This is a genomic window from Enterococcus sp. DIV0436a (genome assembly GCF_051711605.1).
In the GTDB taxonomy this organism is placed as follows: domain Bacteria; phylum Bacillota; class Bacilli; order Lactobacillales; family Enterococcaceae; genus Enterococcus_B; species Enterococcus_B faecium.
In genome coordinates this window covers 278,213-304,222 of record NZ_JBIONA010000001.1, presented here as the reverse complement: position 1 = coordinate 304,222, position 26,010 = coordinate 278,213, and the positions used below count along the sequence as shown (strand labels likewise).

Below are 26,010 nucleotides of genomic sequence, written 5' to 3'. Positions count from 1 at the left end.
AGCCAAATTGTTTACTGAAGATTTTTTGAGTAAAATTTCTATAATTCCTACTTATTGAAAAGTAGTTTGTAGTGCTGCTTCTCCCTCTCTAAGTGATATATCTTGTTGTACCAATCAAATTCACCTCATCATTAATAAATTACTTTTAGGCTAATTTATTACAACTTATAGGTTGAAGCTGTAACCAATTTATAGTCATATTATATTTTTATCATCCAGTTTATTGAATTCTTCTCGTTTACCTCAATTCATTTTCAAGGGGAATCAGCTCATCATCTAACATTTTGCGCCATGCTTGCTTCATTTCTTGTGGGTATTTAAATGGCTTCGCTTCTGGATGTTTAGCTTTATATCCTTCGTAATCCTTACTGTTGATAATTGCTTTCACATTAGGAATTGGATCTTCACCTGGCATATATTGCAGATTAGAAGCATGTAATTTTTTCTCAGAAACAAACCACTCATTGGAAAAGACATGAATCAAATCATCACTTACTTGTGTAAAATAGCGACGTTTAATGACAAAGATATCTTCATTGCTATCTAGTGTACCTTCATTTCTTTGTGCTTAGATTCAAAGATAATTTTCTCAATAAAGATTTTTGATTCCAGTAAGATTCCTTTACTCCTTTTACAACATAGCGTTGTCCTTTGTTTTGAAACATCTTCTTCCCCTCTTTGCCATTAAAAATAGCCCAATTCTCTATAAAGAAGATTAAGCTTCATTATTATAATATAAAGTTTAAATTTGGTTTATTACTTACTTTTTCTTATTCTCTAGTAAGCTAATATTGAAAAAAATGTAATCAGATCATTATTTTTATATGTTGTAACTTCCTGATAAGAAAACTAATTAAAAGAAAGAGGTAACTACATAAACTAATTAAAAAAGCTAACTTCATAGTTGGAGGATAAATGGAAGAAACTTCAATGATTGTTTCTCCTTGTGTTCCTTCAATCGACACTAGTCCTTCACTATTATCAATCTCTCTTTTTTGTCCATTTACTTTTGCGACTGTCCCCCAATAATCAAATACAGGAAGCGTTATTTTTTGTCCTTTAGATTCATGTACTGTATAGACTATTTTCGAATCCATCACTTGATAAGGCATAGTATGCCATTCCTTGCCAATTCTTACTTCATGATTCTGCAAATGTTCTTTGTATTGTAATGCTTCCGTGGGTGCATAGTCATAAAGTCCTCCGGGAAGGAGTGTCGTGTAACGAATAAGATTTTCTTGATTCATTACCAAGTGATCTCTCTGAGTGACAACTTTATGTTCATAGTTTGCTTTTGTTGCAGCAGATACAGCCAACAGCAATAAAACAATTGCCGTTATATTAACTACTTTTCTTTGCTTAGCTGATGTGCTCTTCATGAAAACGAACGATAAAATCAACGAGCCAAACAGTACTTGAAAGCCTAAGATTCGCCAAGGAAATTGAATCATTTGAATGGGTGTATTTTGTAATAAAGACCATGGAAAAAATTTGGTGGATAAGAGCCAAGAGACTACCGCACTAAGGTAAATCACTTTTTCTTTGCGATTAAATCCTTTAAAAAAGAAGAGTGGACAGATCAAAGAAATAATACCAATGATTCCTACCGTAAAGGTTGTCAGGTCATTATTCATCGCACCAATCAAACTATCCGAGACATTTAATGCTTGGTGTTGTAAGGTCGTTTTATCTGGCTCATTAATCGATTGAACCATGATTTGTCGGAACATCGGATACCAAAAGTATGCTGTTAAAAGAATCGTCATTCCTACTGCCTTTGACAACTCCACAATCAACCGGATGCTTTCTTTTTTTCTTGTTTCACTTACTACAAAGCCGCCTAAGACTAGTAAGCCAACGGCTATTACACTCATAAAAGTGGAAAGAACATGTGTATAAATGAGTAAGCTCATACTGACTGCTAATGGAATTGCACATGGCTTTTTCTCATAAATCAGTGCGTAAGCATAATACATAACTATCGGTATAACCGTAAGTGCAATCGCTTCAGCAATAGCAGAACGATGATAAATATCAATCGTACGGTACCCATAAAATGTATATAAACAGCTAAATATAAAAGCCGCATCGATTCTTTTTAAAAATTTTAGTCCATAATGAAACATCAGCATGATAGTACAAACATTCAATAGCCAAACATATAAGATATAACTAACGATTAAATTATTACTTATCCAATAAAAAATGACTGCCGGAAAAAAGGTCAAGTAGGGATAAAAATAATTCACTCCGCTCCCATAATGATTAAACGTCGTAAAATTGATTGGACCAGAAAAAATTGAAGATAACCCTTTGACTCTAGCAAAATGGAAGGCAATATCCCCCGATGTAGAAATAGTATGAACATTTCTAAAATAATTGATTGAATAAAGTCCAGCAATAATTGCTAGGAGAATGGATAATATTATTTTTTTCTTTACTTGCATTACTTAATTATATACTCCTTTCATGGATTGCTTTATCTAGTATAACTTAAATTTTAAATAAATCGTTATTTATTTTTACTCTCACTTAAAAAAGCACTAAAATTATAAGAGAGGGAGGTAATGGTCTGAACACCAAGAATTGTTCCGACATCGAATTGCTTAACTAATGAGTTCAAAGCTTAATTATGTGGCTCTTATATTTACCGAGCGTGGATTGCTATCTCTTTAGCGAAACAAACATCTTTCATAAAAAAACAGCCATATCCGCTTTCTTGGATATGACTATTTACTACTACTTTACTATCTTTCATTCTTCTTGTCTCACTTATGATAAGGCGCTGCGTATCATGAGTGAATGATATTAGGAAAACTTCATAAAATAAATCTTTTATACATTTCCACTTCTAGATGGTCATTCATGTTAGAAGAATCAAACTATTTTTTTACTGTCGTAATAATATTAAAACACTAGAACAAATCAATTAAATTCCATAAAATATAAATAATAGACCTAGCATCATCTGGTATAAAATGGATGCTAGGTCCGTTATATTTACTCAAAATTGATTCTACGAATAGATCTTCTTATCATTTCTATTTTAGTAGTCATGCGTTGTTGTTCTTCTAAAGGTGGTAATGGTATAAGTAGTTTAGATAAATTTGTACCATTTACATTTGGTTGCCCAGTTCCGTAAGAAATTTTTTCTAATAACTTCCAATATAATGGCGAGTCTAAGAAGCAGTCTACGTATTCTGATAATAATTTCTCAACTAACCTAATTCGAATCAAGTAAGAAGCAAAAACAGATTCCTCACTTATTTCCTTAACCAAGAAACTTTTTCCCATAGTTCCTCCTGTCCTTGCTATCAAAATGTCATTTTCTTCCAATCTTAAATCAACTAGTTTAGAATTACTAATATCACAGTAAGGCACACTGGACCAATTTACACGTCCCTCTTGTATATCTGTGATTCTCAAAAACTTAACATTGCCTTGTTTTTTCGCCGAATCTGTATAGCCATATTGAATCTTAGTAGAAATACTTCCTAAATAAACCCATAGTCGAACATCGCTAGATGATTTTTCTTGTCGTTCTTTATGAACAACAGTGATCATCTTGAGTTGTCCGACTATTTTTTAGTTGCAGCAATCTTTTTGGGACGCTTATTTGCATGAAGCAACGTTGCTAAGTCTAGTAATAAAACATTGGCTAACACAGGATTGGCTTTCTCGCGATACGCTGCGGCGCCACTTTCAAACAATACTGCTAGACGATCTTCTACAACAACGATTTGTTCCAAATACGGTGGAAATTTGATTCGTTTTAGGATCCGGCTAGGAGAGTCCCGCTCGGACACTAAGAGTTCCGAGGTATAAGGACCATAAGAACGACTGGCTAAGAGATAATGGCCATAAAAAGCCACACCTTGAATCTTATCAGATGTTTTTCTGCTCATTGTCACGGTTGGTTGGATTTTGTCTTTGCGGCGAATTGCTGTTTTCATTTCAGCTATCGTCGGCAATAGATAGAAAGTCAACTGTCCTTCACCTTTTAGTGTGAAGTTGCCAGATACCAGTTGATCATTGTTTTGAGTCAAATACGATGCTTGTGGAATCTCTGAGAGATCAGTTGTCAGCCAATAAGAGATTGGCTGTCCCGTCTCTTCAGATGTATCTGCTAAGATATCGATCAAACGTAAAGCGGCTACTCGTCCAGTAGCAGATCCTGTGATTGTCAACCATAAAAGTTCCCGTTTTGTATCATATACTAAGCCCCCTACATGTGGCCGTTTAGGTAAAATCAGCAGTTTGATCGGCTGTCCTGTTTCTCTATCCAGTACATGAATAATAGAATGATGCTGATGGTCATAGCAGTAGGCAGAAATAAACACAAAATCTTGAGAAAAAGCCAACCCTTGCGGCGTCATCCATTGACAAACCTCATTTTCGCCGGTTTCCGGCACCACCATTCTTGTTTCTGTTAATCCAGGAATGTTATATTGTTTTGCTTCAGCCTTTTCCCAAGCTGCTTGAACAATAGGATACCGTTTTAACTTTTTTTCAATATCCTGATGTATCCGTTGCTGCTTCCAATGCTTAAACTTTAGGACATAGTAAACAAGGAGGCCAATGACCAGCAACACTAAAATCATTATTGCTACCCGCTGTGTCATTTTTTTGCCTCCTTGTTCTATTCGATCAATCGTACATATACCGCTATTAATTACCGTAACTACATGTTTCTTTTACTAGCGTTTCTTTTACTAGCGTTTCTTTTACTAGCGTTTCTTTTACTAGCGTTTCTTTTACTAGCGTTTCTTTATAGGATCTTTCATAATCTCATTTATAGTAACATTAAGAATCCCTTATTCTACTATAGTCACTTCCACATCAATATTGCCTCTTGTTGCTTTAGAGTATGGGCAAAATGCGTGGGCTTCTTCTGCGATTTTCTCTGCTTGGTCCTTCTCAAGTCCTGGCAAAGAAACTTCTAAAACAACCCCGATTTGGTAGCCCCCATCTTCTAATTGAAATAAAGATACCCGTGCTTTGACTTCAGAATCAGACTCAAGATTATTTTCTTCCAGCATGTGTTGAACCGCGCCGTTGAAGCAAGATGCGTATCCAGCCGCAAAAAGTTGTTCCGGATTTGTCCCTTCACTATGGATTCCTGGGCGGTCGATCTTCATGTGCATACTTCCGTTTGGTGCCTCAACCTCGCCATCACGGCCTCCACGATTGATCATTGCTGTTTCGTACATTTTTTTCATTGAGATCATCCTTTCTTTCGTCGTTCTATATTAAGTGTAACGAGTATTTTTTAATCTGACAAAGGTAATGCTTGCATTCGGCGACATCAGTTAGACAACATCGATGATCAGTGATAGAAGCAGTTTATCTATACAAAAAAAGAAGCAGCGAAAAGCTGCTCCTTAAGATAATAGGTAAAATTGCTGATATATTTGACGATTAACCTCTTGAACGTCCCAAGAAAAATGATACTACAGCAACAACGATGATCGCACCAATGATAGAAGGAATCAAAGCCATTCCTGCTAATTGAGGACCCCAGCTACCTAACAATGCTTGTCCAATTGCTGAACCAACTAAACCTGCAACGATGTTAGCGATCCATCCCATTGATCCACCTTTATTTGTAATTGCTCCGGCAATCAAACCGATAATAGCTCCTACGATTAATACCCATAACCAATGCATAATTTTCTCTTTCTTTCTGTGAAATATTTATTACACATATTATGTTACGCTTCTTCTTAAGAGAGTGTAAAATATTTTGTGTAAATAGAAAAAAGGAAGTCCCTTCTGTAGAATAGAGTTACCACAACACATTCACAGAAAAGAGGACTTCCATAAGAACGATTTTACTACAGAAATTCTAAAGACTCTAGCGAACAAAGGCGATTTGAATGAATTATTCCGTGTCCATTTGGAAAAAGCTGTCAATACGCTTCTCAAAACGGAGTTAACGGCTTTCCTCGATTACGAAAAGTACGATCGCATTGGTTTTAACACGGGTAATTCTCGTAACGGCTCCTATGACCGTACGGTCAAGACCGAGTACGGGGAACTTCATCTCCAGATTCCGCGCGACCGCAACGGCGAGTTCAAGCAACAGACTGTTCCTGCTTATAGACGGACGAATGATACCTTAGAGGAGACCGTCATTCACCTCTTCCGAAAAGGTATTACCATGTCGGAAATCGCAGACTTGATTGAGAAAATGTATGGGCATCACTACACGCCCCAAACCATGTCCAACATGACTAAAGTGCTGACTGAAGAAGTAAATGCATTTAAAGTTAGAACTCTAAATGATAAGTATGTCGCTATTTTCATGGATGCTACTTATATTCCTTTAAAACGGCAAACCGTCTCCAAAGAAGCAATCTATATTGCCATTGGTATACGAGAAGACGGCACTAAAGAAGTACTAAGTTATGCGATTGCTCCGACTGAATCGACCTACGTTTGGAATGAGTTGTTACAGGACATTTACTCCAGAGGGGTTCATGATGTCTTACTGTTTATTACCGATGGCTTAAAAGGCATGAAAGATACGATTCACCAGATTTATCCTAAAGCTAAATACCAACATTGCTGTGTTCACGTTTCCCGTAATATTGCTCATAAAGTATGTGTCAAAGATCGAAAAGAAATCTGTGATGATTTTAAGGCTGTTTATCAAGCTAGCTCAAAGGAAGAGGCAAATACCTTTTTAGGGAGTATGATTGAGAAGTGGCAGAAAACTTATCCTAAAGTGACGCAGTCACTGATAAAAAATCAAGATTTATTGACTTTTTATGAGTTTCCGCCTGGTATCCGCCGAAGCATTTACTCAACTAATTTAATCGAATCTTTCAAGAAACAAATCAAGAAATACAGCCGCAGAAAAGAGCAGTTTCAAAATGAAGAATCACTAGAGCGTTTCCTAGTATCCATCTTTGATACATACAATCAAAAATTCTTAAATAGAAGCCATAAAGGCTTCCAACAAGTGACGGATACATTAGCTTCAATGTTTACTGAGTAACCCATTATTTTGCAGAAGGACGAGTTATTTACACAAAATTATTGACGCTCCCCAGAATAGGTTGCGTCAAGAATTATGTGTAAATGGAAAAGCCCATTCTGTTGATCAAGTTAAAACATTGATTCTAATGTATCATGTATTTCTTTAAAACCTTTATGAACTCGGCATAGAAACTTTTGATTATAGTTGTTGAATTGAGATACTAGAAATCTCTCCAGAGATTCTTCATTAGGAAATTGCTCTTTTCTTTTGGTATATTTCTTTAATTGTTTGTTAAAACCTTCAATCAAATTAGTTGAATAAATAGTTCTTCTGATTGACGGAGAGAAATTATAAAAGGTTAATATAGCAGGATTCATGAGCAATTTAACCACTCGTGGATACTGCTTTTTCCATTTATCTATCATAAACCTTATTTGATTATTTGCTTCTTCTTTTGAACTTGCTTGATAAACTAATTTGAAATCGCTACAGATTTCTTGTCGATCACTAACACGAACCTTATGAGCGATATTTCTAGATATATGGACACAACATTGTTGAAATTGAGCATTTGGATAAACACTATGAATACTATCGTTAATGCCACTTAAACCATCAGTTACGACTAATAAAACCTCTTTTAAACCACGGTCTTTTAGGTCTTGAAGAATCTCTTTCCAAACATAAGCAGATTCAGTTGGAGCAAGACTAAACCCAAGAACCTCTTTGGTTCCATCTAATCGAATGCCAATTACAATATAAACTGCTTCTTTTGAAACAGTTTGTCTTTTTAAAGGAATGTGAGTAGCATCCATAAAAATGACAGAGTATCTGGATTCTAAGGACCTTTCTTTAAAGGCAATAATATCTTCAGAAACTATTTTAGTCATATTTGAAATGGTTTGTGGCGTATAGTGATGCCCGTACATTTTTTCAATCAATTCAGAGATTTCAGACATAGTAATTCCTTTTTGAAATAGCTGAATAATAGTGGTTTCTAAAGAGTCATTGGTTCTTTTATAAGCAGGTAAAGTTTGTTGAGAAAACTTACCATTTCTATCTCTAGGAATCACCAAATTTAATTCTCCATACTCTGTTCTGAATGAACGTGAATAATTCCCATTACGGGAATTACCTGAATTGAACCCAGCACGATCATATTTTTCATAATCAAGAAAAGCTGTTAATTCAGCCTGCAATAATGAATTAACAGCTAATTCTAAATGACATCGAAATAATTCATCTAAATCACCTTTATTGATTAGTGTTTCCATAATTTCTGTAGTAAAATCGTTCATATGGAAGTCCTCTTTTCTGTGAATGTGTTGTGGTAACTCTATTCTACAGAAGGGACTTCCTTTTTTCTATTTACACAAAATATTTTACACTCTCTTCAACGATATTCTTGTAAGTAATTATGCCCCAACTAGGATTTGTGGGTTCATTTCCATCTGGAGTTAAAAAAACAAAAATTTTTTTATAGTTAGAATAATTGCGTTCTATATATCTTTGGTATTTATTAAGTTGCCCTCCAGACTCCGAAGACAGAATTTTATTTTCGATGCACACCACTATTTTATTTTTTTCCGATACCAATAAAATATCAATATTCTTATTTTCTCTGTAAACAATTAAATCTTCATAGCTATTAAGTAAAGCATCAAAATAATTGATAGCAGCTTTGGTATCATCATTAGAATCTATATACCTTTTCAAAAACATTTTAAAAAACTCATCAGATAAATTGTGGGTTTCATTTGGAGCAAACAAAAAAGCTAAAAAATTACTATGTCTTATTTCATTTTTAGATAGCTTAAGTATCTGAAATATATTTGTTTTCCCAGTCCATTTAGATAGTTTTTCTTCAATATCATCCATATCCTCCAATAGATTTTTTAAACACTTTTTTTCATCTATCATGTTTTTTCTCCTTGCCATTATTCTAACTAAAATTTTACGTATTTGTTTCTATGTCTACATTATCTTTTTAACAGTATCTATTTTTCTTTTGCAACTTACTTGGCTACCAAAGCAAATAAAAAAGTTATTTATAAATTTCTCCCTACCACTACCTATTGCTATTATTTAAAATAGGGATAATTTTTTCTCTTAAAAAATATCATTATTTGTGGTATGGAGCTGCGTATCATGAGTGAATGATATTAGAAAAACTTCATAAAATAAATCTTTTATACATTTCCACTTCTAGAAGGTCATTCATGTTAGAAGAATCAAACTATTTTTTTATATTCGTAATAGTATTAAAAAACTAGAACAGATCAATTGCATTCCATAAAATCTAAATAATAGACCTAGCACCATCTAGTATAAAATGATGCTAGGTCTATCATATTCATTCAAAATCTATTCTTTGAATTGATTCTCTTATCATTTCGATTTTAGCGACAATCCGTTTTTGTTCTGCTAAAGGAGGAATTGAAACAACCGTCATACTAAAGCCTTTTCCAGATATTTCTTTAAATGTTGTTCCAGATGCTCTCTTTTTAATATCCGGTGTTCTAAAAACTAAACAGTAATATAGATAATCAACGTCTACTTTAATTGGGGTAACTGATTTACAGCCTTGGTTAGTACTATAAGGATATGGAACAATATTTATATGACCAATTGGCGCGCGACTAGAATAAACAATTGAACTACCTGGAATTAGTTGAGCTGACGAAGCATTTAATCCTTGTTCGGTTATATGCTTAAGCGCTACTGAATTGAAGATCTTAGATTTGCTTTTTCCCATAATAGCAGGTGTTATCCAAGGGATTGTTCCTTTCTCCCAGAACTCATTAATCGTAGTTTTAGGAGTTCCACCAGAGAATATGCTCCCTATATCCACAAGTCTTACCCATTCCCAACTATCAGGAATTTCATAAGGAATTTCTTCTTTACTAATTTCAGGTAATGGCTTTTCTTTCTTGACTTTTTTATCCTTTATTAACTGTTCTTTTTCTTCTTTTATTTCATCAAGCAATACTGATGCTGGTTCATCTGTTGGATTTTGCGGAACAAGCTTTCCACGCATTGCTAAATCAAGAACCTTTTTGTCTAATTGTTCAGCTAATTGTTTGAATTCCAGTTGGTTTGATTCGATTATATCGATTAAAGCGAATAGTTCTTCAATTTTAGCGACAATCCGTTTTTGCTCTTCTAATGGAGGAAAAGGTACTTTCATTTGTTCCATTTTTCTTTTAGTGATATGAACCATTGTTGAACCTGTTGTATTTTTTTTAACCTTTTTAGCATTATCTAATAAAAAATAGTACATAAACTTTTTTGATTCCTCAAAACGCAAGGAAATTTTCCAGATGTGATAATGGTAAATCGCCTTGCCACCATTCCAAATACGTGGACCGAAAGAGGCAGACCATGCATAAATTAAATCACCATTATCAATATACTTATTACTATCTAAATTCAAATCTGAGTAATACCATTGAGAATTAGTAAATAAATTTCCAACTCTTAAAACTGGCGTAAGTCTTTCATTACTTAATAACTCATTTTTTTTATAAGCTCTACCGTTAAGTAAAGTGGCTACATTACTTAGACTAGTCAAAACCCAATTTTGAGGAAGATAACCCTGTTTTTCTGTTTCAAAAATATCTGTCTTTTCTTTGGTTAAGTCTGGTACAACAAGCTTTCCACGCATTGCTAAATCAAGTATTTTTTCCCGTAGTGCTTTTGTGTTAATCATTCCACTACATCTCCTAAAAGTTCTTGTAACTTCGCAACTGATTCAGAAATAGCAACTGATTTTTGTTCCATTAAATCTAAGAGTTCTGAGACAGAATAATCAGGACCTTCTTTTTCTTCTTCCATCCAGAAAATATCTAAGCTGGTATTTGCACGTTTTTCTATTTCTTCAATCGAGTATTTGCGCCAACGTCCATTAGGATTATCTGCACTATATGTTTCTTTACGTTTCGAAAAATCGCCTATTTGATAACATTCAATAAATTCTTCAAAATCTTTTTCGCTCAGAGGATTACGTTTCCCAAATGAGCGCATATTACTGCGCATATCGTAAATCCATGTTTCTTTCGTATTGTCTTTTTCTGTCGCACCACGTGTAAAGAATAGTACGTTTGTTTGTACTCCTTGAGCGTAGAAGATGCCAGTTGGCAAGCGTAAAATAGTATGCAAATTACATTTATTTAACAAATCTTTACGAATTGATTCGCCCACACCATCAGCAAATAACACATTGTCTGGCACAACAACTGCTGCCCGAGCTTTTCCATTTGTCTTCAGCGAATTATATATTGTTTGTAAAAAATTTAATTGCTTATTAGAGGTTTCATACGTTAAATCATCCCTTGTAGCACGTTCACCGCCTTTTTTTGTCCCAAATGGTGGATTAGTCAACACAACATCAAAATCTTTCATCCACTTTCCATTCGAAGATAAAGAATCCCCTTGATCTAAACGTCCTTCAATATCATGTAAAAGTGCATTCATTAAAGCTAGTCTATGGGTATTTTGTACCAATTCCATACCGGATAAGGCTTCTGTTTTTTGGAACTTAAATTGTTCTGGACTCAAATCAAAAAAGTCATCATATTTTTCTTTTAGATAGTGGTCAGCAGCAATCATAAATCCAAAAGTTCCAGCTGCCGGATCATTTAATCGCTCCCCAAGTTCTGGATGCATTAGTTTCACCATTACATCAATCAACACTCGAGGTGTAAAATATTGTCCAGCACCTGATTTGGTTTCATTGGCATTTTTCTCCAATAATCCTTCATATAAATCACCTAGACCTTCTTGTTTTGCTGAATACCAGTCTAGTTTATCAATATCCTTAATAATCTTTTCTAAATTAGCTGGCTCATCAATATGAGTCGCTGCATCTGCATAAATCATGTTTAACCGCTTATCCTTAGTAACCTTGGAATTACCTAAGTCTAATAACAATTGCTTGTAAAAAGTTTTTAGTTCAATCCCTTCTTTGCTAGTTAAATCATCCCAACGGTACCCATTAGGAATAACATCTTCTGTATTTTGTTCTTTCATCATTTTTAAAAATAGTAGATAGGTTAATTCTGTTACATAATTTTGATAACTGATCCCATCATCACGTAAAACATTTGCCATATTCCAAAGTTTGGCAACAATTTCTGTATTTGTCATTATTTTCCTCCTGAATATCCTAAAAAAGATACAAATTCAATAGTCCCATTATAACAAAAAGAGTCATCAATTAGATGACTCTAAGAAAATTAAGCATATAAATTTTCATTAATCGTTTCTACAATCGAATTGGTTTGATCACCAAACACGGCTTTCATTCGTTTGTATCCTCCGTTTTGTTGAAAAACTCCCGCATCATCAAAAGCAGTTTGAGCATCCGGTCCTAAGACAGGTTGCTGTAACAGTTGTTCTTCAATTCGCTTCAACCATTTTTCTTGCATCGGTGTCCAATCAGCTACTCCATAAACTTTATGCATTGCATTTTTGATTCTAGTCTCATGATCAACTAATGGACTGCCTAATGCCGCTTGTCGAATAAAGCTAATAATATCTGCAGCAATATATTCATTCTTTGCATTTTTCCAGGCAGTTTGTAAAGAGGTTTCATCATAGCGTTTTTCTCTGAGTTTTAACTCGATTGTACGCAAATCCTCTCGTGTTAGGTCTTTAGGACGATTAACCACAATTTGTAGTGCAGGTATCAAATTGATGTTTTCACGAACAAATGTATTAAAGCTATTTAAATAGTCACTCGGCTTTTCATTTCCTTCACCATATCCTCGTTCCACAAACAATAACTCATCCGGCGCTTCTGAAATATACATTGTTTGCTCACTTGTCTTATACTCTGCCATTCGCTGAATATTTTCTGATTGCATCTCAAGTTCTTTTTTGCTCATCATTTTAATACTTTGTAACCATTGATCAAGAGATTCAACCTGATTCAACTCACTGATTTCCACTTTGGCTTTTTCTGATAAACATTGTTTTCTTCGTTGTAACTTGGCAATTAACTCTGCTTTATAGAAACAAAATGCTTCATCATTTTCCGCATTAATAGTTGCATCATAGATATCCATAGCCGCTTGATTTGGTTTAGCTACTAAAGGCTTCATATCAGTAATCTCTTGTAATGTATCATACAAATGTACCGCATCATAGACTTTAAAAGAGGTTTTCCCAATATCTGGACATAAACGAGTTGCGCGCCCCAACATTTGATCGTACAAAATTCGTGATCGAACTCTTCGTAAAAATACTAAGTTACTAATTTCCGGCACATCAATTCCTGTTGTCAATAGATCAACTGTCACAACAATTTTGGGATATTTTTCGTTTTTGAATCGTTTAATCTCTTTATTAGGATGTCGAATATAACCTGTAATTTTCACGATTGCATCATCATCGACAGGAATACCAATTTTTTCATAAGCTTCTTTCAGCAAACGTACAACCATATCTGCATGACTATCGTTAGCCGCAAAAATTAACGTTTTCCCATTTTCCTCCGGATCTATATGTTCAGCTAAACTAGATAGAATCACTCTGTTAAAAGATTCTGTAATAACTTTTTTATTAAAAGCCGTCACATCAAAATTTAGTTCATCTTCCAACAAGGTTTTATCAATATTTTGTGTTTCTGGATCCCATAAAGTAACTTCTTGTCCTTCATTAAATCTTATTCCATTTTTTGAAAGCTCTGTTTCAAATTTATATGGAGGGTCATGATCTACTAAATAACCATCAACCACAGCGTCCGTATAAGTATACGTGTAAATTGGCTTCCCAAATATTTCAGTAGTATGAAGTGCTGGAGTAGCTGTTAAACCTAAAACAGATGCATCAAAGTAGTCGATAACTCTACGATATTGACTGATATATTCTTTTTCATTGAAATAAGTAATTTCTTCTTCAGATATGGTTTTATCTTCAGTATAACCTCGGTGTGCCTCATCAACAACAATAAAATCATAAGTACCAACTGACGGAATATTTTCTCCTTCCTCTTGATAAAACAAGCGCCGTACCATTCCTTGAACTGTTGCGATTTGAATTTTTGTAGTATCTTCAGGTTTAATATCAGAAACTTCTTTAACATCGTAAATATCAGATAATGATAGATTCTCAACTTTTGTATCTTTTAATGCATCTGCTACTTGTTTTCCAAGAGAGGTGCGATCTACTAAAAATAGAATTCGTCGTACTCGCTTTGATTTAATCAATCGATACATTAAAGACAATGCCGTTCTTGTTTTACCAGTTCCTGTCGCCATAGCTAACAACATTCGACGTTGATCACTTTCGATAGCTTTTTCAACTGCTTGAACAGCTTCGATCTGATAATAACGATTAGCAAAATCTGGATATTGCTTATCTTCACTTAACTCCTTATTCGCTGTAATTTCATCAACTTCAAGTTTTTTTCTTAAATCTTCTGGCGAATGCCAGCTCTCTAAAGCATAAGATGCTTTTTTCGGAGTTCTAGCATCCCAAAACCAAATACCTGATTTTTCAGCTAATTGTTTTAAGTAAGGACGCCCATTTGTTGAATAAACAAAGGGTGTTTTATACTCCGATTGTTCATTTACTAAATTAATTCCAGCTAATACTTGCACATCACGGGCGTATTCTTTGGACTGTACCAAGTCTCCTGCAATATCTTTTCCATAAGGCTTTGCTTCAACGATTCCCACCAACGTCAATCCGTCAAATAAAGCATAATCTGCATATCCAGTCCCACATTTCCACTCAGCAATTGCCATTTTTCTATTTTTTTCAGGCATTGTTTTTTTACATTTGTAATTTAACTCATCTGTATTAGCTTCCCATCCTGCATTCCTAAGCTGTTCATCAATTAAAATGCGGGTTTGTTTTTCATTCGGTGGATAATTTTGCGCATATTTTCTAGAACGATATCGTCGCGCATTTCTATTCTCTTTATCGTCTTCAACTGGATAAACAGACACTTTTTCAAGTTGCTCTTTAAATCTTTTTTCTTGTTCTTGAAGTTGCTGTTCAAGTATACGAATTCTTTCGGCTTGTTCTTTTTCATTATCAATTGGAACACTAAACTTAGGTGAATTAAAATCGTATGAAACATAGACTTCCATAAACCAACAACTTATATAAAATGCCATCTGTAACATGTCGATTGCTTCACTAGTAGTTCCATAACTTCCATCATGAGCCGCTTTGTTTCCAGTCTTTCGAATCATGTGAAAAACATTCACCAACTCGTCAGGCAAAACATCTTTATTTTGCAAAGTATTTAATTTCTCAACTTGACTTTTTAGCCCCCAAGGATCAATACCCTCTAATTTAAAAATTGCATCCGTCATTTTTTCAGCTAGTGATCTTATCTTAACAATCGCAGCATTCGGATCACGATAAACGCTCTGTTCTGCACTTTCTCCTAGATTTTTAAATAGTTCCCATTCAACTGTAAAATATGAAAAATTTGTTTTCAACAACTACACCTCCACAAAAAAATTTTAATTATCTTGATACAATAATAGTTTCAAGTCTGAATATTGTATTCTATAAGGAAAGAAATTTTTAATTAATGATGATATCACTTGAATAAAACGTGTATCAAACAACTATCATTTGCTTTTTTTAGAACCAAACCCATTCATCAGAAGTTTTTATGTTTAAATTACTAATTGTTACTCTATTCAAGAAAGTAACATTTGATAGGAAAGATTTTTAATGCTCATCTACTTTCTTGTTATTCAGTGAGTTTAAAAACTTCTTTTTCTTTATAAGTATAGTTTCCTTTATTTTAGCATATCAATTCATTAAGAAAAGATAAAAAAAGATTTATTTGTTATCTTTTGAGTTACGCACCTCCCTAACGACTCATCTAACGATTTCAAATCGCTAGAGAAGCGTTAGCGCCCCTCTAACGTTGTTTGATATAACCTAGACTAGATCGTTAACGTAAAGGGTGTCTTTAACACAAAAATAGCCGTATCCTTTGTTTTGGATACGGCTATTTGATATTGCTCATTCAATTGTTGTACCACGGCAGGCGTGAATTTCATTGTAATCTCCAATATCTCCTTATAGTTAGGATCAAAGGTTATTTTCTCAATAAAGGTACGATACAAGGCTTTGACTTGCTTCTTCTCACTCTGGGCAAGAAAACGATCCAAACTAGTCAATATCCGTTGGACATCTTTGACTTGAATCGGCTCTCCTTGTTGTTGAAAGATCCCTAAGATTTCATTTTCTCGAATGTGCAACTGTCGTCGTTTTTCAGTCAATTCGTCTAAGCGGTCTTTTAACATCGGAAACAATTCAGGACTATCTTCCAAAGCAGCTTCCCATTTTTCAATTTTAGTCTTCAATTCTTCCTTTCGTTCCAGTAACACCACGAGTTCTTGTTCCAATGGTTGGCTTTGTCGCACTATTTCTTCATTTAACGCTGCCACCAATCGGGGAAGAACTTCTGGTAGCTGAACGATCTCCTTTAATCGGTCGGCGACAAATGTTTCCGCTTGTTCGGCACGAATCGAATTGGCATGACACACACTTGCTCCTTTATTCCGAAAGACTGAACAAGAATAATACCGAATTCGTTTCTTTGTGCCATCCTTTAGGGTATTTGTGACATTACTCGCTGCCATCGGTGCCCCACATTCTGGACAACGTAACAACCCCGTCAATACATTTTCACCTGTATGGTTCCATTTGGGTTGTTTTCCTTCTAAAGCAAGGCGTTCTTGTACTTTTTGATAATCTTCTTCCGAAATAATCGGCTCATGGGTTCCTTTCACTAAAATCGGTTTCGGATTTTTTCCTTTCCGTCGTTTGGTTTCCCAATTGATATAGCGCGCATATTCTAAATACCCTGCATAAATTTTATTACGTAAGATATCTTTGACTGCCGTGGTAGAAAAAGCATTCTTTTTGACTGTTTGATATCCTTGACGATTCAAAAAATTGGCAATCGCTCGATACCCTGCTCCGCCTAAATATTTTGCATAGATCAGACGAACAATTTTCGCTTCTTCTGGTTCAATGACCAATTGTTTTTGACCATTCGTGTCAATACCACTGACATAGCCTAAACGTCGTCCTCCTGCATAACGCTTTTTATCTTTCACTAAGCTTTGCATTGACATTTGAACATTCTCCGCAATTTGGTTGCGTTCAAATTCACCGAAACTCCCAAGGAGTTGTAACATCAGTTTTCCTGTCGAAGTAGTCACGTCAAATTGTTCCGAGATCGAATGTAATCCCACATCATATCGCAATAATTCTTCGACGGTTTGTAAGACATCTAACATATTGCGTCCGAGACGGGTCAATTTCCAAATCACTAGTAGATCAAAACGATGGTTCCGAGCATCGTTCATCATTCGTTGATAGGCGAACCGATTTTTTGTGGATTTTCCACTAATCCCTTCATCGGCATAAACTTCTACCACTTCATAGCCCATCCGTTCGGCAAACTGTCGTCCATTTTGTTCTTGTGCTTGAATACTATGTCCTTCTAAAGCTTGTTCTTGGGTACTCACCCGAATATACAATGCGACTCGTTTGGTTGGTCTCGTTTCCATAGATCATTCGTTCCCTTCTAAAATATTTTGTGTCAGTTGTCGGAAGTAAATCCCACAGACTGTTTTTTCCTTTGTTACCTCGATCCGACAAACATGGTCACATAACAATTGTCGACTAGAGAGGTCTTTTAGTTGAAGCCATTCTTTCACTTTTGCTTCACACTGTTGAAGTGAAAGAAGCGAAGAAGTAGACATCGGTTTTTGAAGAGCTTGCAGCTGTTGCTTGAGTTCTTCCAGTGAACAATTGCCCTCTTCAAATGCCTTGAGCCATTGTGCTTCTTGTTTCTTTTGTTGGATTACTTTGTGTTTTTCATCTTTTCGCTTTTCGGCTAATTGTTGCGTCAATTGGGCAATCAAGGCTTGATAGACACCTTCGTATTGAAAAAAAGCCTGTATCTTTTCCAATACTTCTGACTCAACCCTTTCTGCCCGAAGAAAGATTCCTTGGCAGCTTCGGTCGGTACAATGATAATAATGAAGCGTCTTCGTCTTCTTTGTATTCCATTGATACTTCGAACTCAGATGACGACCACAGAAGGGACACCGAATTTTTTGACGTAATAAGTACGGATACGTATCTTTTTTAGCTGTACACCTTGATTGGCGAATCTCTTGGGCTTGTAAAAAGATTGTTTTCGAGAGAATCGGTTCAAAGGTTCCTAGATACTTCCCCAAAGAGCCTCCTTTGATTTCGCCATAGTACAATGGATTTTTTAGGATACTATAAATATGATAGGGCTGAAAAGGACGTTCACGGAAGAAGAACTTTTGTTGCGTCAATCGTTGACAAAGCTTTTTGTAGCCATATTTTTTAGTCAAATAAAGTTGAAAGATATGGCGGACAACTTTTGCTTCATGTGCTTCTTGTTGGATTTTCCCATTCACTAAACGATACCCATATGGAACCGCAGAAGACAAATATTGCCGTTGTTGTTTTTTATAGGCAAGTCCGGCACGAACATTCTCAATAATGACGTTTCGTTGTTGTTCTGCAAAAGTGAACAATAATTGCACAAATAGTTTATTCGTTGACGCGTGCGAGAAAGAAGCAGGAAGAGGTTCAGAAATCGAATAAACTTGAACCTGATGTTGTTGGCACAACTCAATAAATTCTAAGGCTATTTTGGCTTGACGTGCCAATCGATCATAACGCCAGACATAGATCACCCCCTCTTCTTCTGACGCACAAACCCAAGCTCTAAGCTGTCGAAAAGCTGGACGATCCGCTTGTCCCCCAGATTCTCCCTTATCTGAAAATCGTTGGGGAATTTGTTCATATTCCTCTAAAACATACTCTTTCACTGCATCATATTGAGCGTCATTACTGATTTTCGCCTCTTCGTAAACAGACGTTCGATCATAACAAGCCACACGCATGCTTGATTCCTCCTCCTAGCCATTTCTATAACTTTAAGTACTTACAGTAAAATATTCACTGATCAAAAAGGAAAGAAAATCGACTAAGAATCGTTTTCTTTCCTAAATACTTAAAATATGCAAAACGTTCAATCAGTTCCAATTCCTAAACCAAGTTTATTCTTCTTTCTTATTTACTGCCTCTTTTCCATTTTGGTTGAAATAAAAAACAAGCCCAATAGCTAATTCAAAAATAAAATCCTCCATAAAAAATAGTCCTCCAATCGTTATAATTCCATGAGACGATGATATTCAATCATACCTTTTTCCGTAAGCTTCCATATATATTGAACACGTCCGCTTCTTGTTATTCTTTTCTGGTTTGTTTCCAGTAGCTCATCATTTTTAAGAGCATTTAATAGACCAGAAACTTCTCTATCAGTTACCTTATACAAATAAATCTCCTTAAGTATCTCAAACGAATAAAAAGGACTCATTTGATATTTTTCGACTAATGCTATAAAAAATTTAGCCTTCTTTGTATTTCTTCTCATTCTCTTCCTCCTGTTCTAATAAATCACCCTTGTTTCCTTGGGTATTTTCTGAAAAATAGATACTTAAGTCCACCACAAACTGACCATTTTCTTCTTTTAATAGCTCTGCTACTAAAGAATCGAAATTCAAATCATTCATTTAATCCTCTTCTTTCTGTAACGTCACTGGCTAACTACCACTTTCATGAAGCTAGAAATTTCATTTTTCCACAATGAAGTTCTTGTTGGCATATATATTCAAGATATCTTTCATACCAAGTTGCTAAATTTCTACGTCTCACTTCTGAATAATTCTCCGTATGAGAGCGAAATTGCAAATTACGTTTTAAAATGCTTGATATATAAGAGGAAAACTCAGATGAATTTTCAACCAACGTTGCAATAACACGATTTGCCCAGTCATGTCGAAACCTTAACTCTGTTCTGAACCAAATATCTTGTGTTTTCGTCTCTAATTTTTTATCATAAACGACTACCGAGATATCACTCGCTCGTTTTCCAAAATAGATACTATCACCGATTATGTCAGACGAGGATATTCTAGTTTCTTGAATTGTTCTGCATGTACGAAAGCGCGACGTAACTAACCTCTGATTGAGATATCGTTGAACTCGCTTTGTAGTTAAAGTATCCGAAGTAAACCCATCAATTGCTATATCCAGTCTTTTGATGTTGTAGCTTTTGATTGAAATATTTTCTCCTACTTTCATTAGTTTAAAAAAGAACTGTGTCCATTGATGATTCACTTGGCATTCTAGATATCGACATCCTTTTGAACGAATCTCTAGCAAGACAACTGCTTTCTCTCCCTTGTTTTCATAATGGAGAAATAAAAAGCCATTTGTAAGAACTTTATTAAAGCCACGTATACTACTTTCCAATAGTTCAAGTTCTTCGATAATGGAATAGTCAAATAAATATCTACCAACTTCAGCTACGTTTGCTTCAACAAATGAAATCATTACATAATCAATCACAAGCGTTGGATGTTTTGTACTCCTAGCTTGTTCTTTCATAAAATAAATCTCCTTTCTTTACCGAGTATTCAAATATGAAAAAGTATCTGTTAAAATAACAATATACCTTATATTTTGAACAATTTAATTTAATCACAGTCATCGTATTGAATCATCAGGCAGATGGTGGGCAATTGGTGGGCAATATATATTTTGAAAGGATGTTTATTATGTTTCATGTACTTTATGAATTTCAATTCGTTGAAATCGTTAAAGAATTTTTTGAATTACCTTATAAAAGTGACAATAGCTTAAGTTTTGATTCGGCTTTTCAAAACTGCGCGAAACCAGAATGGAATAAAATAAAAAATAGAAAACGAAATTTTACTAGCGTGGCGAAGCAAGAATTTGATTTCTTCAGGATTACAAATTCTCCAGAGTATGTACCAGCAAACAATAAAATTTTTTCCGAGGTAGGTTATATTGAACTTCTTAATAAATTTATGAAATACGCCATAACCTTTGATGACGTCACTATCAAGAAATTTTTTCAATATGAAGAATTCTCTAAGGACTTAATTTCAGAGTTAGTTAATTTCATGATGACACAATCTAAGCCTTATAAATTAACTAACGATGCACAATTTGTATTAGAGAAAATAGAATCGATTACTGATGATAATGGGATCTTTAAGCTTGGACAAATTGGTTGGTCACCACAGAAGTATTTAATTCCTCTTCTAAAAAAAGAGACAGAAACTCTCTCACTAATGAATATTTCCTCTATTTTAGCCGAATTATGGAGTACTAAAAAAATTGTTCCTTGTCCACTAGATCCCACTAAAATAAAAGAGAAAGAGAAGGAAAAAGAGAAAGTGGAAAAACAAGAAGAGGAAAACAATCATTCCAATCTGTATATAGAAGTAAATTTAGATTATCCGGAAGATGTTCCTTTTCCTAATGGAAATTATTACACACTCTATATAAAAAATAAGCGTAACTCTCTATATTATGGTGAATGGGATGGGCTAAAACATGTTGCTAAGGAAAAAAAAGGGATATTTAAAAAAGTAACAGGGGATTTATATCAAGAAATAGAAAAGATTAGAAAGAGTCAAGAAATTTCCGAAAAAAGTAAAACGTATATCATTGTTAATAAGAAAAATATGAGCATCATTCATTCGAATATCGAATTCTGGAGCTCCTTTAAAAATAAAATTCATACTGTTAAATCAAAATTATCAATGACCTTATCTCCAAATGAAATCATTCACTACCGTGTCTCAAAAACAAAAAATCTCAATACTTTAATTTTGCCTTCAAATTTGTGGGAATGGCAGCTCTTATCGCCAGAAATAGACTTAGATAGGCATCTATTTGAAACCGAAACTGAGTAATAATTAATTGACTATCTTAGCTGATACTTTACTGATATACCTAGTATTACATTAAGGTATCAGGGTACTTATAATGCATTTGCTTAGCTACTTTAATGTTACAAATAAACTTAATAGAGCCCCTACTAAGTTTTATTTAGCAGGGGCTCTTAATTATCACTCTTAATTACTTTTTCTAAGGATAAATGTGATTATACCCATGCATACCAATACATTGATACACGCTTCAATCCCTGTAAGTACGAAATTATTTTCTATACTAGTAACTTCATCAGAAATGTTTCTAATATTTCAGTACATATTTCTTTAAAACTACTATTCTCAGTCTATAATATTATTTAATCATTTGAAAATTGTTAGTCATTCCAACACGTTGAGAAATTCTTCCATCTGTATAAACACGGAATTGTTTTCCTCCATTCATTACCGTATTTCCAATATCATCAGTAGAAATATCAACTGGATAAAATTCTCCATTTTCATCTTGCATTAAATCTTTTCTATATTGGGTGGATTCAATAATATTAGTATTTGCTTCATTTTTATCTGGAGACTCATAAATCCATAACGCTTTATTATTTAGTACAGTTTCTTTAGCAGCTTCCCAACTTGAAATTGCTGAGCTACTTGTAGATTGTGTCGTTGTAGTTGTTGCTTGTTGAGTAGATTCTTCTACTACTGGAGTTTGAGGAGTTTGTCCATTCACAATATCACTGAAACCTTGTTTTAACTGTTGGTTCTGAGTTTCATTGAAGTACATGTAGTTTTTATCATTGCCTTGATTTTGTTGCGTTAAATAAACTTTAGGTTGTCCATTTTGAAAACCAAAGAAATATACATGCTGCCCTAAATATTCTCCAGTTTCTACATCAGAATAAACTGCTACTAAATTAAATCCTGCATTTCCAGTTCCATCTTCTGACCATTGTACAGTAACTGGTGCTTCATTGATTGCCATTTTCCAATTTCCATCAATAACTGCACTTGGTAAAGGCGTACCATACAGACTTACATTGTTCTGAGGATTGTAGCTTTTATATTCTTGACCTAATGTCTTTCCCCATTGTGGGACAAAAGTTGCTAATTGAGATGCTTTATTTGTATCCCATAATTCTTGTTTTATTTGAGAATCACTCGTATCTGAACTCGTTGCCTTACTAGACTCTGTTGTGTTAGTTTCTTGAGTAGTTTTTTCTATTTCTTTTGTAGAAGATTCCTTTCTTGTTGTTTCAGTTTCATGAGTTGTTGAATCCACTTGTTTCTTTTGTTCGTTTTGAGAGACAGTAGAACATCCTCCAAGTAAAAGAATCGTGCCTAATAGGAATAATCGTTTTGCTTTCATCCTGTTTCTTCTCCTAATAATAAATTTGAATTCATTCAAGAAAAAGAACCACCCGTATAAGTGGTTGCTTTTTCTAAATAATTATTTCTTTAACAGCTCTTGCTTCAATTGTTGAAACTCTTCTTCTGTAATCATATTCGTTTCCAACAAATGAGAAAGTCTTTCTAATTGAGAAAGAACTGTATCAGAAGATGCGATATCAGAAGACACTTCTTCAAATTCACCTTCTAAAATATCTAAATCTTGTTGGAGACTTTCTTCTGTATACGCTACATTTTTCCCTAACTCTGTTTGAAGCTTTGTTGCCATTGGTTTCATAGACAAGTAATTGATGCCTCCTGAAACAACGCCTCCCACAACTGGTACTGCTTTAGAAATACCTTTCGCGAAGGTATTTTTAGTTAACTTTGTACCAAAAATACCTAGTACTCGTTTGATTACTGGATAATACAACGTTTGTGTCAATGCTTTTTGAGGAATCTTTTTCAATGCTTGTGTAGATAACTTTCCAGACATCGCTCGTACGGCAGAACCTGCAGAAGTTACTCCAAGCATAATTCCCAAATACAATATCAGCGTATTCTTTGCTTCTTCACTGAGCTCTCCATTCTCTCCCATTAAATCCTTAAATCCATAAATGTACGAAATTTCCTGTGCTAATCGTAATGAATAACCAAAGAACTGAAGGAGATCCGCTGGAATAGTTGCTGCCATAGCGATACCTCCTGGGAGTCCAGTTGCTAACGATACCGCACTTGATTTCAAGGTAATCGATTGAATACATTTTTGTGCTTCACGATCTAGCATTTCTTTGGATAAAAATGCTTGTGGTCCCTTTTCTATGAGTCCTTCAATATCAGAAACTTTTCCTTGAAATGTTTGAATCAAAAATGCTCGACGATCAACTTTGACCATTGGTAATTTGAATGCTTCTTCTATGATTCTCAAACCTACTGTTTCTTCATTAGCCATGTACATGTTGCTCCTTTTGTTGTTGTCTGATAATACTTTGAATCCATCTCGTTGAAAAACCATACCGATCCGTTAATTTCCTAGAATCAATGGAATGGTTTTCTTGTACCATTGTTTCAATTTTTTGAGCGACTAATTCTCGGTCATACATTTTCATTGGGAACGATAACTGTTGCCCACGAAAAGCAATATAAAACTGATAAAGTAAATCCGTGTCTAGTCCTTTTTCCTCAAAAAATTCATAGATACTTTTATACGAACTCGTCAAACATTCCCCATCTACTTTCACTTGCTCACCTCCATTTCCTCTGACATTTTAAAAATATCATATTGATTCCTTCATTGATAATGCATATAACAAGAGGTTTTACAAGTTGTTTAGTCTGTAAAAGAACAAGTAAAATAACAGAAAAAGAAACATATACATTGAATACTTATTTTCGTTTATTGAAATAACAAAGAATGATCTGCCAATTGCCATTCATTACGAACATGAATACTTAATGGATGGGATAACTTGCCTTCTGCATTTATCAATACTTTGGTCATCTTCTTTTGTTTCGCACTCAATTGATCGTAAATGGTCTTTGCTTGTTCATAAGCCACTTGACTCGTCGCTGTAATCGAACCACAAGCAAAAATAATGGTATTGATTTTCTTTTCTGTAAAAACAGTCGTTAATATTTCCAAAGATTGTTCATCATTTCCTCGAGGAAATACCCGAGGACTTTTCGCTTTTGTATACGAAAAAAGATTCACAGCAATAAAACCAGTAAATCCTAATTGTCGGATATTCTTTTCGATTAATAACATACTCAAATCATTCGTAAATGGTTCTGTATCTGTTGGACGAATAGTAATGACTACCGCTAATTTATCTTCCGCTTCTTTTCCTTTGATCGCCCATTGTCGTTTGAAAACATAGCGATGGGTATGATGAGGGTCTCGCCAAACCTCTGTTTGTGTGGTCACTAATTCTTTTTCAATCATCTCTTTTTCTCCTAAGCCAATTTTTGTTCAAGCAATTCAATCACCATTGCCGTTATAAGTGTCAATACTAGTTGAAAATATTTCATATTCTTTCTCCTTTTTTCTTCAGAATTTGATAAATCGCTGTAAGGATATCTTCTAAACATTTCGCAATCATTCTCAAATAATCGATCTTATTCATTCGTTCCTCCAATCTGACTCCAAACCAATCGTCCTTCTACCAGTAACCCACGAACAAATTCTCGCTGGCTGGTAATATCTGTAATAAAATAAACTACATAGTCTTTTCCATCTTCTGGTGCACAATAAATATAAAGATGTGTCATCACTAAACGTGGTAGATGAACATCTTTAGGAAGCGTACCCATTTCAATTTCCTCTTTTTCCATCGTAACGGATTCATAGCCCCACTCTTCAGGAGTAGTGACTAGCTGTGCACACTTTTCCAGTACTTCGATAGCCGTTTCTAACAAGTCCTTTCGTTCCTTTCTTTTAGATATCAGTATTCTTCTGGTAATAACATCGTTTGATACTCACCCGAATCAATGACCCATATTTTTTGAGACACTGATTTCAAACGAAGCTTAGGTGAAATCAGATACTCTTTTCTTTCTTCCGGTTCTTCTTGACGATGAACCAACTTTTGATTTCCTTTTTTAATCGAAAATTCAAAAATTTGAAGATAGTCTAAAGGAAGTTGCTTTTGAACCTTTTGATCGATTAGATTCCAACATAAAGCTTGTAATTCCACCGGCAAACTGTCCATTACTCCCTTTGTGACATAACGTTGTCCTTTATTTTGAAACATTTCTTTTCCCTCCTTTGCCATAAAAAATAGCCCAATCTTCTATAAAGAAGATTGGACTTCATGGATATAATATATAATTGAAATTATATTTATTTCAGATAAC

The 26,010-nt window shown here is 34.6% G+C and carries 23 protein-coding genes and 1 pseudogene; 2 read left to right on the top strand and 22 right to left on the bottom strand.

Translation table 11 applies throughout. The features are described from left to right. Positions 1-238 precede the first annotated feature (238 nt). The 6 genes and pseudogenes from IGL15_RS01455 to IGL15_RS01430 form a co-directional block, all read right to left on the bottom strand. A pseudogene (locus IGL15_RS01455) lies at positions 239-553 on the bottom strand (hypothetical protein); the annotation flags it as partial. 253 nt (positions 554-806) lie between these two features. Further along, a complete protein-coding gene (locus IGL15_RS01450; protein WP_002294751.1) occupies positions 807-2,447 on the bottom strand; it encodes a membrane protein in 1,641 nt (546 codons plus the stop codon). Positions 2,448-3,000: 553 nt separating this feature from the next. Beyond that, a complete protein-coding gene (locus IGL15_RS01445; RefSeq protein ID WP_002294754.1) occupies positions 3,001-3,564 on the bottom strand; it encodes a restriction endonuclease subunit S in 564 nt (187 codons plus the stop codon). Positions 3,565-3,578: 14 nt separating this feature from the next. Next, positions 3,579-4,622 (bottom strand): hypothetical protein, encoded by a 1,044-nt coding sequence (locus tag IGL15_RS01440; protein WP_049142433.1) that lies wholly within the window; start codon positions 4,620-4,622, stop codon positions 3,579-3,581. Positions 4,623-4,814: 192 nt separating this feature from the next. Further along, complete coding sequence (locus IGL15_RS01435) at positions 4,815-5,219, bottom strand: organic hydroperoxide resistance protein (RefSeq protein WP_002292291.1); 405 nt, start codon at positions 5,217-5,219, stop codon at positions 4,815-4,817. A 199-nt stretch (positions 5,220-5,418) separates the two neighbouring features. Then, positions 5,419-5,667 (bottom strand): GlsB/YeaQ/YmgE family stress response membrane protein, encoded by a 249-nt coding sequence (locus IGL15_RS01430; protein WP_002292290.1) that lies wholly within the window; start codon positions 5,665-5,667, stop codon positions 5,419-5,421. Positions 5,668-5,797: 130 nt separating this feature from the next. Here IGL15_RS01430 and IGL15_RS01425 point away from each other — a divergent pair, with 130 nt between their 5' ends. Next, positions 5,798-7,000, top strand: coding sequence for an IS256-like element ISEfm2 family transposase (locus IGL15_RS01425; protein ID WP_192182394.1), 1,203 nt, complete (start codon positions 5,798-5,800; stop codon positions 6,998-7,000). A gap of 110 nt (positions 7,001-7,110) precedes the next feature. Here the strand turns inward: IGL15_RS01425 and IGL15_RS01420 are convergent, their stop codons facing one another. The 10 genes from IGL15_RS01420 to IGL15_RS01375 all read right to left on the bottom strand — a co-directional run bounded on the left by IGL15_RS01420 (position 7,111) and on the right by IGL15_RS01375 (position 20,458). After that, the gene (locus IGL15_RS01420) at positions 7,111-8,280 is read right to left on the bottom strand and encodes an IS256 family transposase (protein WP_002351288.1); all 1,170 of its coding nucleotides are present in this window, start codon (positions 8,278-8,280) and stop codon (positions 7,111-7,113) included. Positions 8,281-8,350: 70 nt separating this feature from the next. Continuing rightward, positions 8,351-8,902 carry a PD-(D/E)XK nuclease family protein gene (locus tag IGL15_RS01415; RefSeq protein WP_002299296.1) on the bottom strand — a complete coding sequence of 184 codons (552 nt, stop codon included), beginning with the start codon at positions 8,900-8,902 and terminating at the stop codon, positions 8,351-8,353. A 433-nt stretch (positions 8,903-9,335) separates the two neighbouring features. After that, complete coding sequence (locus IGL15_RS01410; RefSeq protein WP_438766421.1) at positions 9,336-10,691, bottom strand: restriction endonuclease subunit S; 1,356 nt, start codon at positions 10,689-10,691, stop codon at positions 9,336-9,338. Further along, entirely contained in the window at positions 10,688-12,127 is a 1,440-nt protein-coding gene (locus IGL15_RS01405) for an N-6 DNA methylase (protein WP_104873968.1), read from the bottom strand. The genes IGL15_RS01410 and IGL15_RS01405 overlap by 4 nt, the downstream gene beginning before the upstream one ends. Before the next feature lie 89 nt (positions 12,128-12,216). Beyond that, entirely contained in the window at positions 12,217-15,435 is a 3,219-nt protein-coding gene (gene hsdR, locus IGL15_RS01400) for a type I restriction-modification system endonuclease (protein ID WP_438766418.1), read from the bottom strand. 459 nt (positions 15,436-15,894) lie between these two features. Next, positions 15,895-17,532 carry a recombinase family protein gene (locus IGL15_RS01395; protein ID WP_438766416.1) on the bottom strand — a complete coding sequence of 546 codons (1,638 nt, stop codon included), beginning with the start codon at positions 17,530-17,532 and terminating at the stop codon, positions 15,895-15,897. A gap of 3 nt (positions 17,533-17,535) precedes the next feature. Beyond that, positions 17,536-18,909, bottom strand: coding sequence for a recombinase family protein (locus IGL15_RS01390; protein ID WP_104770710.1), 1,374 nt, complete (start codon positions 18,907-18,909; stop codon positions 17,536-17,538). 266 nt (positions 18,910-19,175) lie between these two features. Further along, the gene (locus tag IGL15_RS01385) at positions 19,176-19,442 is read right to left on the bottom strand and encodes a hypothetical protein (RefSeq protein ID WP_002340115.1); all 267 of its coding nucleotides are present in this window, start codon (positions 19,440-19,442) and stop codon (positions 19,176-19,178) included. After that, a complete protein-coding gene (locus IGL15_RS01380; protein ID WP_002340116.1) occupies positions 19,417-19,581 on the bottom strand; it encodes a hypothetical protein in 165 nt (54 codons plus the stop codon). Before IGL15_RS01380 ends, IGL15_RS01385 begins: the two co-directional genes overlap by 26 nt. 43 nt (positions 19,582-19,624) lie before the next feature. After that, complete coding sequence (locus tag IGL15_RS01375; protein WP_096573302.1) at positions 19,625-20,458, bottom strand: replication initiation factor domain-containing protein; 834 nt, start codon at positions 20,456-20,458, stop codon at positions 19,625-19,627. A 107-nt stretch (positions 20,459-20,565) separates the two neighbouring features. Between IGL15_RS01375 and IGL15_RS01370 the strand changes: the two genes are divergently transcribed. Next, positions 20,566-21,795 (top strand): hypothetical protein, encoded by a 1,230-nt coding sequence (locus IGL15_RS01370; protein WP_033627961.1) that lies wholly within the window; start codon positions 20,566-20,568, stop codon positions 21,793-21,795. A gap of 334 nt (positions 21,796-22,129) precedes the next feature. Here the strand turns inward: IGL15_RS01370 and IGL15_RS01365 are convergent, their stop codons facing one another. From IGL15_RS01365 to IGL15_RS01340, 6 genes are all read right to left on the bottom strand, one after another. Next, positions 22,130-23,137: a DUF4767 domain-containing protein gene (locus IGL15_RS01365; RefSeq protein WP_104817301.1), complete on the bottom strand. Its 1,008-nt coding sequence runs from the start codon at positions 23,135-23,137 to the stop codon at positions 22,130-22,132. An 81-nt stretch (positions 23,138-23,218) separates the two neighbouring features. Beyond that, a complete protein-coding gene (locus tag IGL15_RS01360) occupies positions 23,219-24,109 on the bottom strand; it encodes an EcsC family protein (protein ID WP_002324319.1) in 891 nt (296 codons plus the stop codon). Next, the gene (locus tag IGL15_RS01355; RefSeq protein WP_002324318.1) at positions 24,102-24,398 is read right to left on the bottom strand and encodes a hypothetical protein; all 297 of its coding nucleotides are present in this window, start codon (positions 24,396-24,398) and stop codon (positions 24,102-24,104) included. The genes IGL15_RS01360 and IGL15_RS01355 overlap by 8 nt, the downstream gene beginning before the upstream one ends. Before the next feature lie 155 nt (positions 24,399-24,553). Beyond that, on the bottom strand, positions 24,554-25,099 hold the full coding sequence (locus IGL15_RS01350) for a DUF1643 domain-containing protein (protein WP_104817299.1): 546 nt from the start codon (positions 25,097-25,099) through the stop codon (positions 24,554-24,556). Positions 25,100-25,272: 173 nt separating this feature from the next. Further along, positions 25,273-25,572: a hypothetical protein gene (locus IGL15_RS01345; protein ID WP_002340122.1), complete on the bottom strand. Its 300-nt coding sequence runs from the start codon at positions 25,570-25,572 to the stop codon at positions 25,273-25,275. Positions 25,573-25,598: 26 nt separating this feature from the next. Further along, positions 25,599-25,907: a DUF960 domain-containing protein gene (locus tag IGL15_RS01340; protein WP_002333862.1), complete on the bottom strand. Its 309-nt coding sequence runs from the start codon at positions 25,905-25,907 to the stop codon at positions 25,599-25,601. Between the last annotated feature and the right edge of the window lie 103 nt (positions 25,908-26,010).

Coding starts and splice junctions, on each gene's coding strand:
- IGL15_RS01430 (WP_002292290.1), bottom strand. CDS start 5,667: ATGCATTGGTTATGGGTATTAATCGTAGGAGCTATTATCGGTTTGATT.
- IGL15_RS01385 (WP_002340115.1), bottom strand. CDS start 19,442: ATGAGAAGAAATACAAAGAAGGCTAAATTTTTTATAGCATTAGTCGAA.
- IGL15_RS01365 (WP_104817301.1), bottom strand. CDS start 23,137: ATGAAAGCAAAACGATTATTCCTATTAGGCACGATTCTTTTACTTGGA.
- IGL15_RS01360 (WP_002324319.1), bottom strand. CDS start 24,109: ATGGCTAATGAAGAAACAGTAGGTTTGAGAATCATAGAAGAAGCATTC.
- IGL15_RS01380 (WP_002340116.1), bottom strand. CDS start 19,581: ATGAATGATTTGAATTTCGATTCTTTAGTAGCAGAGCTATTAAAAGAA.
- IGL15_RS01410 (WP_438766421.1), bottom strand. CDS start 10,691: ATGATTAACACAAAAGCACTACGGGAAAAAATACTTGATTTAGCAATG.
- IGL15_RS01350 (WP_104817299.1), bottom strand. CDS start 25,099: ATGATTGAAAAAGAATTAGTGACCACACAAACAGAGGTTTGGCGAGAC.
- IGL15_RS01420 (WP_002351288.1), bottom strand. CDS start 8,280: ATGAACGATTTTACTACAGAAATTATGGAAACACTAATCAATAAAGGT.
- IGL15_RS01390 (WP_104770710.1), bottom strand. CDS start 18,909: ATGCGTGTGGCTTGTTATGATCGAACGTCTGTTTACGAAGAGGCGAAA.
- IGL15_RS01375 (WP_096573302.1), bottom strand. CDS start 20,458: ATGAAAGAACAAGCTAGGAGTACAAAACATCCAACGCTTGTGATTGAT.
- IGL15_RS01395 (WP_438766416.1), bottom strand. CDS start 17,532: ATGGAAACGAGACCAACCAAACGAGTCGCATTGTATATTCGGGTGAGT.
- IGL15_RS01415 (WP_002299296.1), bottom strand. CDS start 8,902: ATGATAGATGAAAAAAAGTGTTTAAAAAATCTATTGGAGGATATGGAT.
- IGL15_RS01445 (WP_002294754.1), bottom strand. CDS start 3,564: ATGATCACTGTTGTTCATAAAGAACGACAAGAAAAATCATCTAGCGAT.
- IGL15_RS01340 (WP_002333862.1), bottom strand. CDS start 25,907: ATGTTTCAAAATAAAGGACAACGTTATGTCACAAAGGGAGTAATGGAC.
- IGL15_RS01405 (WP_104873968.1), bottom strand. CDS start 12,127: ATGACAAATACAGAAATTGTTGCCAAACTTTGGAATATGGCAAATGTT.
- IGL15_RS01435 (WP_002292291.1), bottom strand. CDS start 5,219: ATGAAAAAAATGTACGAAACAGCAATGATCAATCGTGGAGGCCGTGAT.
- IGL15_RS01450 (WP_002294751.1), bottom strand. CDS start 2,447: ATGCAAGTAAAGAAAAAAATAATATTATCCATTCTCCTAGCAATTATT.
- IGL15_RS01440 (WP_049142433.1), bottom strand. CDS start 4,622: ATGACACAGCGGGTAGCAATAATGATTTTAGTGTTGCTGGTCATTGGC.